We start from the raw sequence: 14,582 nt of genomic DNA, 5'->3' as shown, positions 1-14,582 counted from the left end.
CCAGTCATGTCTTTACGACGCGACGCTGGTGTCCTTCGGCCAGGCGCTGTCGGGCAGATCGCCGATATTGCCGTTCGGTACGCCGTCGATTTCGTATTTCGTCAGATAACTGCCGAGCAGATTGCCAAAATCGTTGGCCTTCTGCTGGGCTTTGCCTTCCTGGATAAGCGACGGGAGCATCGCCAGAATACCAGCGCCGGCGGAGAGAATGCCAAGGACACCACCGGTGAACCCAAGAGCGGAAAGCGCCGTTTTCGCCAAATTGGGGAAGAAGAGCCCAGCCCCCGCCTCGATGGCAGAGGCACCGCCGGCCATGATGCCCAACGCGCCGGAGGTCAGGTTCATCCCGGCGGAAACCTTGTCCCCGGAGCGCAGCGCTTTCACGCCCTCGAAGAGCGAATAGGCACTGCCGATAACATTGGCAATAGCCCCGACACCTTTGGCGGATTGCTCCAATGATTTCGCGTTTTTCCCCATCCTGTCATTCAGTTCAACTTGCATCTTGGCCGGATCAGACACAAGGAAGCGGAGCTTATCATTAAGCTTACCGAGTGACTCCTTCACATTGCTGTTCAATCCCTTCAGATAATCCTGATAGCCCTTGGCGCCGCCTTCCGCCAGCAGCGTCACCGCCTGAACGGAACCGATAGTGATATCGACCTTCTGCTTGTCACTCAACGGGCCGCCACTTCCGGCGCCTCTGGCAATCGTGATACCAGCCATCAAGAGCCCGCTGACGCCATGCAGAATGCCCTTGTCCGTCGCATTCGCCCCTGTCGAGCCCTTAATATCCATAACCTCCTTCAACGTCTTTGTGCCCTGACGCAGGGAATCCCAGTCTCCCCTCAGGCTTGCAACGATCTGCTCCGGCTTTATGAGAACCCCATCCTTGTTGAGGAAGAAATCCGGATTGGTCTTGCTGACCTCCTCGATCAGCTTTTGGACTTTTGCCACATCGAGATCACCGCTTCCTTCGAGACCAAAGACCTTTTGGATATCCTTGAACGAACCGCCGTCGGCGATGTGCTCATTTGCAAGATTCGTGAAATTTTCATTCAGCTTCTTATCCAGCTTCTCCGTGAATTCCGGCGGCAGCACCGAGCCATAGAGTGCCGTCTCCATGGAGAACGTGCTGACCGCATCCTGGAAGGAGTGATCCTTGAGCATGGCCTTCAGGCGATCACCAGAAACGAGCTGGTTTTCGTAGTAGGACTTGAACTCGCCGATATGCTTGGATTTTGAAACGGCGTCCTGGATATCCTTCGCCGCGGCCTTCGGGTCCATCTTCAGCGCACTTTGATACAGCTTCGCATTCGTCACGAATTCAGCGAGGGCCGACCGCTGATCAGTCTTGCCATCCTTGCTCGCACTGTCCCAGATTTTGTCGAGCGCCTTGCCAGACTTGATGTCGTCCTCATAGGTCTTCTGCAGTGCGTCTTTCAGGCCCTTATTGCCCTCAAGCAACTTGTCCATCTGCTTGGCGCTGTTTTCGTTGAGATATTTGACCACTTCCGGGTCGCCCTGAAGGATGTCGATCTGCTTGTCGATGTCCTTCAGGATTTCCTTCGGGTCGGGATTGGTTCTGGCAATGTTGGAAATGGCAACTTTGGAGTAGTCGTCCCCCCACATGCCCGATTGCCCGCCCTTGACTACCAGTTGCTGGGCAAGCAGCAATTCCTGCAACGCAGCCGCCTTGTCCTCGGTGGAATGCTTTTCCGGATGTTCGAAAATATCCTTGTTCAGTTTGCTGGTATCAACGCCGCTGACGACATTCTTATTGACGATGCTCGACAGGAAGGACATGGCCGACGACGAGTCCTTCGGAGCCTCGTTTTTGATCCAGCCCGTTATGTCGTCTTTGCTGAGCTTGCCATCCGGCTTGGAGGTCAACGGGTTCGCTCCGGTTTCAAGCTTTGAAAACGCTCCGGGCTGCGACCAGAAGTTCAACGCCTCCTTGAGATCATTGCCGATCTGCGGATTCTGATCCTTGAAGTTCTGCAAATCCTTGATCGTCAGTCCGTCGCCGGCGCCGGTCTTGCCCTTGATCAGGTCGTAGTTCTGGTTGATCAGCGAGGCATATTTGGCAAAAATCTTCGAGGTCTCGTCGGCGCTCTTGTTCTTGCCGATGAAATCCTTGTAGCTGCTGTCTTCCGTCTTGTTGATCTTCGGCAGCGATGAAAAGCCGTATTTGCCGAAGTCCTGCAGGCGGCCCGCCTCGGTGCCGTGCTTGGCTTCTCCGCCTTTGGTGAAACCGTCGATGCTGGTGTTGGAAACATCTGTCCGAGACAGAACTTCGCCCTTCTCGTTATACATCACGACACGGTCGATCACTTGACTGGCGCGATAGGCGGCATTGGCGTCGTTTTCGAAATCGCCGACCTGTTCCTTCAACATGTCCTTGATGTTGCTCTGGTTGCCGAGGTTTTTCAGGACAGGATTGTCGTTGATGATATCCTTGGCCGAACGCTTGTCGCTCTCCGGCAACTCCCATTTGATATCCAGATCCTCGGCCTGCTTTCGCGCGTCCGGGTTGCCGTTGGCGGTCGATGCGTGAGGCAACTTACCTTTGAGGACTGAGAAGCCTTGTTCACCGAAATCTTTCAAGCGGCCGGCCTCGGTATTATGCCGCGCTTCGCCGCCGCGGGTGAAACCGTCAACGCGTCCATTGCCGATGTCACCGCCGGCAATCCGTTTGCCGTCGCCATCCAGCTTTTCGATATGTTCGAGGATCTGCGCCGCACGGAAAGCGGCGTCGGCATCGGTTTTGATGTCACCGCCCACCCGGTCTTGCAGCAAGTCCCTCACGTGCTCCTGATTTCCGAGATCGCGCAAGATGGGCGTATCCTTGAGGATGTCATCAGCTGAGCGCTTGTCGTCCTTTGGGCGCTCCCAGAGAATGCCCGCGTCCTGGGCCTGTTTCTTTGCCTCGTCCCACGTCTTGACGGCGTCGGGATTGGTGGATGTGGGATTGTAAGCACCATTCGTGCTGGTAGCTGCGCCGACTTTAGCCATTGGAAATACCTTTCTATCTCAACGACATTTTCCACCCGTTACCGCGAAAGTCGGACGACTTTAAACGGCACACTGTGAAGGGGCTGTGACAGTACGGATGGAATCCATCGCCCTGTACGGATTGCAGCGGGTATCCAGTCCTGCCAACCGCCCCTAGGTTGTAACGGCGTGCCCTAAACGGCCACCAAATATCCCAACGCAAATTTGACGCCGCACTATCGCGGGCGGAGACGGGCGAAAGCACCGCAGGATTCTGATCATCATTTGCAGCTTAGCAAAGCAATTCTGTGCGTCCGCGCCGCATGCAATTTCTGCATTATATGTCCCGGTCTTTGAGCTTGACCCGTGTCTTCCAGCCGGTGCTTATGTGGTCACATGTATTTGCTCTTCGAGCGTGACAAATTACCGGCCTTCAGCGTTTGGATGGGAGAAATTCGCAATCGACTGCGCAAACATTAATGGCAAGGTGGCGACTGAGAGAAGGCACTATGTGATGGAAAGTTTTAAGATCGCGATGGGCATGGATGCTGGAGACGCCGCTTCGCTCGAGAAATTGCTTTCCGAGCGATATGGCAGAAAGGATGCACTTAACGTCATCGAAGATGCCGCTATTGGCAATCTATTGTCCCACCGCTCGGTTCGCGCTTATTTGGACAAGCCTCTTCCAGAATTTACGCTGGAAACAATGATAGCTGCTGCGCAATCTGCGTCCACCTCGTCCAATCTTCAGACATGGAGCGCCGTTGCCGTTACGGATGTGACGAGGAAGGCGGCTCTCTCGGCCCTCGCCGGCAATCAGCGAGCCATTATCGAGGCACCGGTGCAAATCATATGGCTGGTTGACTTGGCACGATTGCGCGCCGTTTGCGCGAAACAGGATATTCAATCCGACGGTCTCGATTATTTCGAACTGTTCCTGATGGGTTGTATTGATGCGGCATTGGCCGCACAAAACGCGGCGGTGGCAGCCGAGGCAATGGGGCTCGGCGTCGTTTTCATCGGCGGCATGCGTAATAGTCCTCTGGGGGTTGCCCGCCTGCTGGAGTTGCCAAGCGGCGTTTTTGCCGTTTTCGGCATGTGCGTTGGCTACCCCGATGAAACTCGACCAGCAGCCATCAAGCCGAGACTTTCACAGGATACAGTTCTATTTCGCGAAACCTATTCCTTGGAAAAGGCTATAAGCCGCATCGACGATTATGACGCGGTCATGGCGGAATTTTATAACAGCCAGCAGATGAAGCGCCCCCCTTGGTCCGAGCATTCGGGCAAACGGGTAAGTGGATCGAGCCATTTGTCGGGACGCGACAAGCTGAAATCCGTCGTGAAAGAGATGGGCTTTTTGCTGAAGTGAGCAGGCCGCTGCTTTCCGAAGTGACGTCCGGTTTTTGGATTATCGAAGTGTTAAAACGTCCTTTGTGCGTCCCAATCAGACGTGACGCGCTCTAATGAATGCTGAGCACGAACAAGACCGCCGCGCTGATTGCCGCGAGCACGAGAAGCGACAAAATCCCCGCCACCAGAACTCGGCCTCCTGCATGAACGACCGTGCGGATGTTGACAGTCAACCCCAGGCCCGCCATCGAGATAATGGTGAGGACTGTCGATGCTTCATTGACAGGCTTAAGCGCCACATGAGGAATGAGGTCAAGGGAGCGGCACGCCATCATGCCGAGAAAGCCGACGATGAACCATGGCACCATTCGACCGAGGGACGGTCTGCCGCGCGTTCGATCCCCCATCGTGAAACCGAGCAGAACGATCACTGGCCCGAGCATAAGAACCCGGATCAGCTTGACGAGCGTGCCGATCTGCGTTGCCAGAATGCCTCCAGAAACTGTTGCCGCGAGAACTTGTGGAACAGCATAGACCGTCATGCCGGCAACGATCCCATACTGCCTGTCGCTCATTTCGAAATATATCTGAGACAGCGGCAAAAGCAGTACGACGAAGATACCAAGGGCTGCGGTGAAGGCGATTGATGCCGCCACATCATCTGAATGCGCATCTATAACGGGGGCCGCCGCAACGATGGCAGAATTTCCGCAGATCGAATTGCCACATGCGACGAGCATGGCCAACTTGGCGGGCAGACCCAGAGCCCGACCAATGATATAGCTCGCTCCTAGCGCCAACGCCACGACCGCTGCGATGGACAAAACAAGCATCCCCCCCGCATCGCCTATCGCGGAAAGACTGATCGATGCGCCGAGCATGACGATGGCGATCTCCAGCAAGGTCTTGGACGCAAACTGGATGCCCGCATTGAATGCTGGATTGAGACCAAATATCGTGTGGATTGCCGTCCCGAGCAGGATGGCCAAGACCAGCCCCTCGATCCAGGGTTGTCCAAAATAATCGACTTCGATGATTTGTATGGCCAGCGCAACAACTGCGACGGCTATCGTTAGGGCAAGACCGGGTAGATGGGAAAATACGTACTGCTTGATGGACATGAGAGGACCTTCGTGTTTCCACCCTCTGATGCCATCTTCATTTGTGGACTTCTATCGAATAATGTTGTATGTTTCATTCGATGAAACTTGATGATAACCATGACCTTCGAACAGCTTTCCATTTTTGTCGCCGTCGCTGAGCGCGAGCATCTTACCAAGGCCGCCGCCGCCATTGGCCTTACGCCATCGGCTGTCAGCGCCTCGATCAAAGCACTTGAAGCGTTCTACGGGGTTCAGCTTTTTCACCGCGTCGGGCGCGGCATTGAATTGACGAAGGCTGGACGAATCTTCGTCGCAGAGGCACAAGCCACGCTGGCTCGGGCTCGTTCGGCAGCACTCGTGCTCAGTGAACTCGGCGCCTTGGAACGCGGAACGCTTGATGTCTATGCCAGCCAGACCATTGCAAGCTATTGGCTGCCGCAGCGTCTCATGCGCTTCCATCGGGCATTCCCGGGCATCGACATTCGATTGACCGTCGGCAATACGAAGACCGTATCGCAGGCTGTTCACGACGGGCTGGCGGAGGTCGGTTTTGTCGAGGGTACGATCAATGATCCCGCGCTTTCCAGCCGCCCCGTAGCGCAGGATGCAATGGTCGTTGTCGTTTCCCCCTCCCATCCCTTCGCAAACAGGAAGGGGGTGAAGGGAGAGGAGCTCCTGACTGAGACACAGTGGATAATGAGAGAGGCGGGTTCCGGTACACGCTCGGAGTTTGAAGCCGCATTGACCGCTGGCGGTTGCGATCTGTCATGTCTGAAAATCGCCATGACCTTACCCTCAAATGAAGCCGTCCTTTCCGCCCTGCTAGAAGGCAGTTGTGCCGCGGCCCTCTCCAGCATTGTCTCGGCATCTTTCGTGAGACAGGGCGATTTGACGATAGTGGATTTTTCTCTCCCACCTCGCGCCTTTACGGCTTTGAGGCATAAGGAGCGACATCAGAGCCAAGCCGCAGCGAAGCTGATGGAGATGTGCCTTGCCGTATAATAGTGGCCACCAGTTCGGGCAAGGCAATGGCGGGTTTGATTGATCTTATTCGTACGGATTATTTCAAACAAGAGGACGATGTCGTTTTCATTCATACCGGCGGCACGGTTGGACTATTCGCCTATCGGGATATATTCAGCCGGTGCAAAGTTTTGCATGAGGCGAATGACTCTGGTTCCGGCATTTGATCGAAGAGTGCACAACCCGATTGTCTTGGCGCTGAAGCAGGCGGAGCGTTATCACCTTGTCTGCAGCTTAACGGACGAGGGGTAATTGGGCTGTAACAAGCGCGCCGACTATCCGTTACAAGCACCGCCGCTATCCATTGCAGATCATCGCCCATGCGGTCTGGCCATAATTTTCAACGGTCTGCATCGAGCAATTCTACCCCTGCTAATGGCACCATGAAAATAAATTGGAAGCCTTTGGAATAATGTGGGACGCAGGCTGTCTCACTGGCATGGCAATCCGATCGGAGTATGAACCACATGTTTCGCCGATATCTCATTTTGATCATCCACCCGACGGTCAGTTCCCGGTACCCCGTCAGGGATTCATGACGTTCATTCATTAGCGGCGATACCGGGCACGAACAGGTACGGAATGGCGGCTTGTTTCTCCCGGCAATCCAAGCTCACCAATGTGATGAAAGATGATTTTCAATGCTTAGAAGAACGCCCGTTCGCGCGATGCTCCTCCCCTTGGTCTTTGCCGGGACTGACCTTGCCCGCGGACAGGACCAGGAAACAGATACCATCGTTCTAAAGCCGATCGTCTTGACCGGCTCACAGTCTGGAATACCCGAACCGAGGTACGGGAGCGAGTTGTTACCGCCTGCCGCCGGCGGTCAGGTGGCAACGGGAAGCCAACTTGGCTTTCTTGGAAACCGCGATGCGCTGAGTACTCCCTTTAATGTAACGGGATACACCTCAAAACTGATTGCCGATACTCAGGCACGCAGTGTCGCCGATGTTGCCGCAAACGATCCGTCCGTCCGTACAATTTTTCCAAGATCGAGCTACCGTGACGTCTATTCGATCCGCGGTTTCAATCTTTTTTCCTACAATACGGGATTTGACGGTCTCTACGGGATTGCACCCAAACAGCGCTATCCCGCTGAATTCGCTGAGCGCATTGAAATTCTCAAGGGGCCGGATACATTTATAAACGGCGTTTCACTTGGCGGCTCCGTTGGCGGTGCGATCAACATTATTCCCAAACGGGCAACGGATGAACCTGTTACCTCAATCGCAACACGTTATATCTCCGACGGAAATTACGGTTCGAACGTGGACTTTGGCCGCCGATTTGGATCAACGAAGCAATTCGGTGTTCGGTTTAATGGATTGATAAATGGTGGCGATCTTGCGATCGATGATCAATCAGAAAGGCTCGCAGCGGCAGCACTGAGTCTGGACTATCAAGGCGACGATTTCCGGCTCTACGGTGATTTCGGCGTGCAGAAACATCACATCAATGCACCGGATTGGACAGCGACAGTTGCACCCGGCATCACCGCAATCCCTGTTCCAGGTTCAACGACAAGCCTGTCCCAACCGTGGGCGGGGTTTAGAACGCAAGACGTTTATGGTGTTCTACGGGCAGAATATGATCTTTCCGATAGCTGGACGGCATTCGGAGCATTCGGCATCAGTACGACCGAAACAAATGGCATCTACGTGCAACCCGGACTGCTTAAAGCCAATGGCGATTATACCGGTCTCATTAGATCGTTTCCTTCGAGTGGTACGCATTATTCAGGGCAAATTGGCATCAGAGGTCAATTTGCCACGGGACCTCTCACACATAACGCCACAATAGCACTTGCACGTTGGAATCAGGATCTCAAGGTTACGGGAAGCACTCTTGGCAGTTTCCGCTCCAACATTTTCAGTCCAGTCAGTATTACGCGTCCCGATACGTCATCGATCGTTGACCTTGACGACATCCACGATACCGCCAGGCCTCGATACACGAGCCTTGCCTTTGCCGATACAATGGGACTTTTCGACGAGCGGCTGCTTTTCACTATTGGCGGACGGTGGCAGAACATCGCAAACGCCAGTTTCAATGCCGTGTCAGGGGAGGAAACCTCATCCTATGACCGTTGGAAGTTTTCCCCTGCCCTCGGCGCGGTGTTCAAAGCCTCCGAGCATCTAAGCTTCTACGGTAATTATGTCGAGGCACTGCAACAGGGATCATCGGCACCACAGGATGCGATCAACTATGGGGAAACATTCGCGCCGGCAGTTTCGAGACAGCTTGAAGCCGGTGTGAAAGTCGACTGGGGAACGTGGACAACGAGTCTGGGTATTTTCCAGATCACGCAACCCAATGGTCTCACCGATCCCGCAACGCATATCTACAGTGTTGCCGGAGAACAACGAAACCGCGGCATTGAACTGAATGTAGCAGGCGAACCCATTGATAGAGTGCGGTTGCTGGGTGGAATAACGTTGCTGGATGGCCGTGTTGCAAAAGCAGATGACGAAAGGGGTGATGGAAACAAGGCCATTGGAGTTCCAAATTACCAGATCAATCTTGGTCTGGAATGGGACACTCCATTTGTTGATAATCTCACCCTTTCAATGCGCATGATCAGCACTGGAGCTCAATTCGTTAATGCTTCCAACAGTCAGAAAATTGACGATTGGACCCGCCTCGACGTGGGCGCCCGTTACACGATCGAGCGATCAAATGGCAAACCAATCACTTTCCGGCTGGCTGTCGAGAATGTGTTCGACAAGGATTACTGGGCATCTGCTTCATCGGGACAGGCATCGGGAATTTCCCGCGGTGCGCCGCGTACATTGCTTGCCTCCACGACATTCCAATTCTGAAACTTTGCCGGAAAGAACTCCGGTCTCCTCACCCCATCCATTTATCGACAAGAGGACCAGACACATGACCGATACAATTGATCGCAGAGCACTGCTTACCCTCGGCGCATTGCTGGCCGCCAGCGCGGCTGTGCCCGACTTTGCCAATGCGGAGACACTGGAGGAGCACATGCGTTCGATGATGGAAATTCCCAAAGATGCCCCAAAGGTGGCAATGCTCATTTATCCCAAGATGGTTGCGCTCGATTTGATTGGGCCCATGACAGTTTTCACGCTCATGCGCTTTGATGTACAGCTCGTGTGGAAGGATAAAACACCTGTATCAACGGATGTTCGCATCCCCTTCACTGCTACCCAGACATTTGATGAATGCCCAAAAGACCTTGATGTACTTTTCGTGCCTGGTGGTATCCTGGGAACCGTCGATTGTATGAACGACCTTGATGTCTGCGCATTTCTCGCTGACCGTGGCTCACGTGCCAAATGGGTGACAAGCGTGTGTACCGGAGGATTGATTATTGCCGCCGCAGGTCTGCTCAAGGGATATGATGCAACGGCATACTGGCCCGTTGCCGATCTGCTCCCGTTGATGGGAGCCAGACATGTCGATAAACGTGTTGTCAGGGATCGAAACCGGATGACGGGAGGCGGTGTGACGGCCGGCATCGATTTTGCCCTCACCTTGGCAGCCGAAATGAGAGGGGAAGAAGCCGCACGGCGCGCGCAACTCATCATCGAGTACTCGCCTGAGCCGCCTTTTGCAAACGGAACGCCGCGGGAAGCAGGACCAGAACGTGTCGCTGCAACACTTGAAAGGCGAAAAGGGATGGACGGGCGGGCGCGTGTTGCTGCCGAGGCTGCTGGCAAAAGGCTTGGGATATAATATCCATCCAGGAATCTTCGAGCATCCGAGACACGAATGTTTCACACCTTGGCCTCAGCAATTGTCGTGCCGGTTCGCCGTCTTTTCGCGAGCGATGGCTGCAGGAAAGTGGTTCTCAACACGCACCAGCGAAATATGGAATGAGCTGGCTGCATACCGGTGTGCTGCGAGCGCATTGGCGGCTTTGCGTCAAATCCAAGGAACATGTCTATGGAAAATTGGGATCCGGCCGTTGTCAGAATTCTCAGCATCTTCATGCCGAATGCCTTCAAAAGCCGTGCGGCCATCACGCCGGAATCCCGGTTCGTCCATTACACCACGTCGAAGAATCTGCTCGACATTCTCGACAGCGGAGAGATCGAGTTCCAGAACACCCGCGATATGAACGATCACAACGACCTTGAGATCGGCGTGGAGAGACTGCAGGACTGGATCGGCCGTTCCGGTGGCACGGCGCTCGCCGAAAGCAATACGGGACGCCTGTCTTTGTGGCGGGCCTTTGAACGGGATGTCGCCCGCGCTGCCGATAATGTTGCGCCCTTTACTGGAGCGATAAATCTGCTTCGTCACGAGCGGCCATCCGACGAATGCTTTGCGGCGGATGGCCAATCACACGTATAAACGCCCTGCGCATTCTTTCAGGATCGGCAAAGCCGACCATACGAGCAATGATTTCGATCGGTTCCGCACCTTGCTCGACCCGCTGCCGAGCAACTTCCACTCGAAGCCGTTCAACAGCTTTGGCTGGTGTTTCACCTGTCTCGGCTAGAAATGCGCGTCCAAACTGACGGGGGCTGAGACATGCGACGTCAGCCAATCGTTCGGTCGATAGCGCATCCGCCAGATTCTCACGCATGTAAGTCAGCACCTCCCGGATTCTGTCCGACTCTGGCTCCATGTCCGCCAAGGCCGAAAACTGCGATTGGCCACCGGGCCGACGGTGATACACCACCAGCATCCGCGCGGTTGCATGGGACACGTCGACACCAAAATCTTCCTCGATCATCGCCAGGGACAAATCGATCCCCGCGGTAATACCCGCAGACGTCCAGATATTCCCGTCCCTTGTGAAAATGCGATCCCGTTCGACTTTGACTCTGGGAAACTGACGCTGCAAATGGGCCGTATGTTTCCAATGTGTTGTAGCGCGGCGGCCATCCAGCAGACCGGCTGCTGCAAGGATGAAAGCACCCGTGCATACGCTCGCTATCCGGCGGGTACCTTTCGCAGCTACCGCAACCATCTGTTGTGATATTGAAAGCAAGTCCGACGGATTCGCTGACGCAGCGCCACCCATCACAAGAAGGGTATCGTACGCTTCCGACCGGATTTTTTGAGTCATGATTTCCAGACCGCAGGAGCTGGAAACTGCCCCTCCTGTCTGCGAAACAACATGCCGCCGGTATGGTTGACCGGTGATTGCATTCCCGGCAATCTCGAACGCGGCCAGCGGCCCGCTCAAATCCTGAATCTGGAAGCCGGGAAAAACCATAAAAGCGATATCCCGAGAAGGCGCCCCTCCTTCAGCCATAATGCTTTTCATATTCTTGGTTTTTTGCATCATGAGCGCTACCGGTTCAGCATTACCTGTTGTCATAGTTGCGAGATTCCGCCATCGACGACCAATTCCGCGCCCAAAATGTAGCGCGATTCATCGCTTGCAAGAAACAGAACAGCCTGTGCGATCTCATCGGCTTCTCCAAGGCGGCCGAGTGGTACACGCGACGCAAGTTCGGCCTTCCTGGCTTTGACCTCCTCGGGTGTACGGCGACCCCGGTCGTGCAACGGCGTATCGACACCGCCTGGGCTGACCGCATTTACCCGGATTCTCCTGGCAAGCAGTTCGCGTGACCATGTACGCGCCAAAGAGCGCACTGCCGCTTTGGACGCCGATAACAACGACAGACCTTCCCTCCCCACCTGATTAAGAAAAGATGTAACGAGTATCACTGATGCGCCTTCCCGCAAGATCGGCGAAACCGCTTGCATGGAGAAGAAAACACCCTTCACGTTGATATCCATTAGTTCAGCATATGATGCTTCATCGGTTGACGCGAGTGGTGTCGAAAGCGCCACGCCCGCATTGGCAAAAAATATATCGAGCGCGCCAAACTCGTCTTCAATCTGTTTGCTGACGTTGCGCATGTCCGCAACAGATCGCACATCCGCAGCAATGATGGTTGCCTGCTTGCCGAGTTCAGCCTTGATCTGTTCAAAGCGGCTTGCGTCGCGACCCGTAATGGCGACGCGCGCGCCTTCACGGACGAAGAGTTTGGCAGTCGCCAAACCGATACCGCTCGTACCACCCGTAATTAGTGCGGTTTTACCTAACAGTTTCATTGCATTTGTTCCATGTTTTGAATGCAGTATGTCTATTTACGCCTGAACACCTTGAGGACGTAATGGCGGCAAACGATGGAGAGAGGAGCAAATGTACCTCGAAACGCATCGCCAATGATTTTGATCAGCGCGGCCTTAAGGCCGACGTCATCGAAGAATGCGCCTCATGGGCAAGCAAGCCATCTGCGGGCCGGCCACTTTTGAACAATTGGAGATGAGGATACGCGTGACTTGTTGAGCTGCCGGGTAGGTCATGCAGCCAGCGTGCCGATCCGAATTCACGTCTAGGTTCGAAGTACGGCAATACTGCGTATCTCAACCTTGAGCGCTGGTCTAGCCAAGGCCTCCACTCCAATTATGGTCCATGTGGGGAACGGATTTTCAAAGTATCGTTCCTTTGCGGGAATAAAATCCTTAAGATTGTTTCCGATATCCACGTGGTAGCTGACGACCTCAACGAGATCGGCCATTGTTAAACCTTCGAGTCGAAGAATCTCGGAAAGGCGGCGAAACGCCAATTCGCTTTGTTCCTCCACCGAATCCGGTACCGCACCATCAGGGCGCACGCCGACTGTGCCGGCGATAAACAATAGCCCATTGGCTTTTACTGCTGGCGAGTAGCCGTATTTCTCGAATGCGCGTGAACTGGTACCGTACACCGCATTCTCTTTGCCGATCTCAACTGTTTGTTTTCTCATATTCGGGTTCTTCCGTTTGGGGTTGCGCTCGGAGCCGGATGTTCCACCAGGGGCTGCTTGGGCAAATTCGGGGATAGCAGCAGCGGCAACACCCGCTCCAAGCGCTCCCGCCGCCAGTGCGAGGAAGGTACGGCGATGCTCGGTCGTATCGGTCATGTATCTGTTCCGAAATATGGCCGGGACTGAAGATAGCCCGGCAACAGTTGGAGATATGGCGAGGGTCAGTCGAATACAGTCTAACCCGCGTGCTTTGCGGGGAAAACGACTTAAATCCCTCGTTTTCAGCCATCTACCATTGTTGATTGTCTATCACAGAGAGGCCGTTGCGAGCGGTAGCAACACAAAAGCGCCACGTCCGGAATCGAGGGAAATACGACCTTGAGCACCGGCGGACGCCATGTACTCTTCGGCCGTCGGCAGCAATTGCCCCCCTTTACGCTCAATCAACGTCACGGAGCAACTCATCATGAGCGAAACGCTCGACCTTCAAACTGATCCATTACAAGAAGCGCCAAACAATGCCAAAGGTTCGTATACGCGCCGCCAAACGCTGATACTTGGTGGAATTGCCGCAACGGTCGGGGTGGCTGCCGGTATGTTACCGTTCAACGTCCTTGCGGCAGACAGCAAAAGCGAAGACAAGCCCTTTAAAATCCTAATGGTTCTCTATCCAACGTTCACATTGCTGGACTTTGCCGGCGCAAACGAAGTATTCGCGCGGTTGCCCAATGTAGAGGTCCATGTGGCAAGTCCCGATGGCGGGCCCCTTACATCGGATACGCACGTAGCGTTTGGCGAAACCATGAAGCTATCCAAGGTGACGAGTTGTGACCTCCTCTGCGTGCCAGGGGGAACAGATCGTTCGACAATGATGCGCGCAGACGTTCAGGATGATCTTCGCCGCCTTGCGGCAGACGCAAAATACATCACGTCGATCTGCAACGGTTCCCTCATTCTGGGAGCTGCGGGACTGCTGAAGGGCAAGCGGAGCGCGTGCCATTGGGCGCAGCGCAGTCTTCTCAAACAGTATGGAGCAATTCCGGATCCGGCACGCGTGGTCAAAGATGGCCGTTACATGAGTGGAGGGGGCGTAACTGCAGGAATCGACTTCGCACTCATGGTAGCGGATGAGTTGCGGGGACCGGTACAGGCTCAGGTTGTCCAGCTCCTGATGGAATACAACCCGGAGCCGCCTTTCCATTCTGGCAGTGTGGAAACCGCGCCTCCGGAAGTCATTGCCGCGTTCAAGAAGCGCTACGCGAGCCTGGCGGCCACCGCGGGCCTTTAGCTGACCGTACAACAGCGGTCTGTTTGCGACATGTTCGGGGCTAAGCACTTGGTTCTTCATTCGAGCGTGTGGGCAGCTTGCCGC

At 54.7% G+C, this 14,582-nt stretch carries 11 protein-coding genes; 6 read left to right on the top strand and 5 right to left on the bottom strand.

The window, feature by feature from the left end:
• Positions 1–12 precede the first annotated feature (12 nt).
• On the bottom strand, positions 13–3,012 hold the full coding sequence (locus C5750_RS07195) for a type III effector HrpK domain-containing protein (protein WP_105733206.1): 3,000 nt from the start codon (positions 3,010–3,012) through the stop codon (positions 13–15).
• A 493-nt stretch (positions 3,013–3,505) separates the two neighbouring features.
• Between C5750_RS07195 and C5750_RS07190 the strand changes: the two genes are divergently transcribed.
• On the top strand, positions 3,506–4,363 hold the full coding sequence (locus C5750_RS07190; RefSeq protein WP_245421025.1) for a nitroreductase family protein: 858 nt from the start codon (positions 3,506–3,508) through the stop codon (positions 4,361–4,363).
• Between the two features lie 91 nt (positions 4,364–4,454).
• Here the strand turns inward: C5750_RS07190 and C5750_RS07185 are convergent, their stop codons facing one another.
• Positions 4,455–5,465 carry a YeiH family protein gene (locus C5750_RS07185; protein ID WP_105733205.1) on the bottom strand — a complete coding sequence of 337 codons (1,011 nt, stop codon included), beginning with the start codon at positions 5,463–5,465 and terminating at the stop codon, positions 4,455–4,457.
• Between the two features lie 99 nt (positions 5,466–5,564).
• Here C5750_RS07185 and C5750_RS07180 point away from each other — a divergent pair, with 99 nt between their 5' ends.
• The 4 genes from C5750_RS07180 to C5750_RS26340 all read left to right on the top strand — a co-directional run bounded on the left by C5750_RS07180 (position 5,565) and on the right by C5750_RS26340 (position 10,793).
• Complete coding sequence (locus C5750_RS07180; protein ID WP_105733829.1) at positions 5,565–6,449, top strand: LysR family transcriptional regulator; 885 nt, start codon at positions 5,565–5,567, stop codon at positions 6,447–6,449.
• Positions 6,450–7,111: 662 nt separating this feature from the next.
• On the top strand, positions 7,112–9,289 hold the full coding sequence (locus tag C5750_RS07170; protein WP_105733204.1) for a TonB-dependent receptor: 2,178 nt from the start codon (positions 7,112–7,114) through the stop codon (positions 9,287–9,289).
• Between the two features lie 64 nt (positions 9,290–9,353).
• Positions 9,354–10,172: a DJ-1/PfpI family protein gene (locus C5750_RS07165; protein ID WP_105733203.1), complete on the top strand. Its 819-nt coding sequence runs from the start codon at positions 9,354–9,356 to the stop codon at positions 10,170–10,172.
• Between the two features lie 210 nt (positions 10,173–10,382).
• The gene (locus C5750_RS26340) at positions 10,383–10,793 is read left to right on the top strand and encodes a hypothetical protein (RefSeq protein WP_110003316.1); all 411 of its coding nucleotides are present in this window, start codon (positions 10,383–10,385) and stop codon (positions 10,791–10,793) included.
• Here the strand turns inward: C5750_RS26340 and C5750_RS07155 are convergent.
• From C5750_RS07155 to C5750_RS07145, 3 genes are all read right to left on the bottom strand, one after another.
• Positions 10,714–11,703 (bottom strand): GlxA family transcriptional regulator, encoded by a 990-nt coding sequence (locus tag C5750_RS07155; protein ID WP_199538032.1) that lies wholly within the window; start codon positions 11,701–11,703, stop codon positions 10,714–10,716. The two genes, C5750_RS26340 and C5750_RS07155, sit on opposite strands and share 80 nt — an antisense overlap.
• Positions 11,704–11,765: 62 nt before the next feature.
• On the bottom strand, positions 11,766–12,512 hold the full coding sequence (locus C5750_RS07150; protein ID WP_105733201.1) for a glucose 1-dehydrogenase: 747 nt from the start codon (positions 12,510–12,512) through the stop codon (positions 11,766–11,768).
• Positions 12,513–12,796: 284 nt separating this feature from the next.
• Entirely contained in the window at positions 12,797–13,366 is a 570-nt protein-coding gene (locus tag C5750_RS07145) for a RidA family protein (protein ID WP_199538027.1), read from the bottom strand.
• 310 nt (positions 13,367–13,676) lie between these two features.
• On the opposite strand from C5750_RS07145, the gene C5750_RS07140 reads away from it, so the two are divergent.
• The gene (locus tag C5750_RS07140) at positions 13,677–14,498 is read left to right on the top strand and encodes a DJ-1/PfpI family protein (RefSeq protein ID WP_199538028.1); all 822 of its coding nucleotides are present in this window, start codon (positions 13,677–13,679) and stop codon (positions 14,496–14,498) included.
• Positions 14,499–14,582 lie beyond the last annotated feature (84 nt).

The organism is Phyllobacterium myrsinacearum, assembly GCF_002980555.1.
In the GTDB taxonomy this organism is placed as follows: domain Bacteria; phylum Pseudomonadota; class Alphaproteobacteria; order Rhizobiales; family Rhizobiaceae; genus Phyllobacterium; species Phyllobacterium myrsinacearum.
This window is presented reverse-complemented; position numbering and strand designations above follow the sequence as displayed.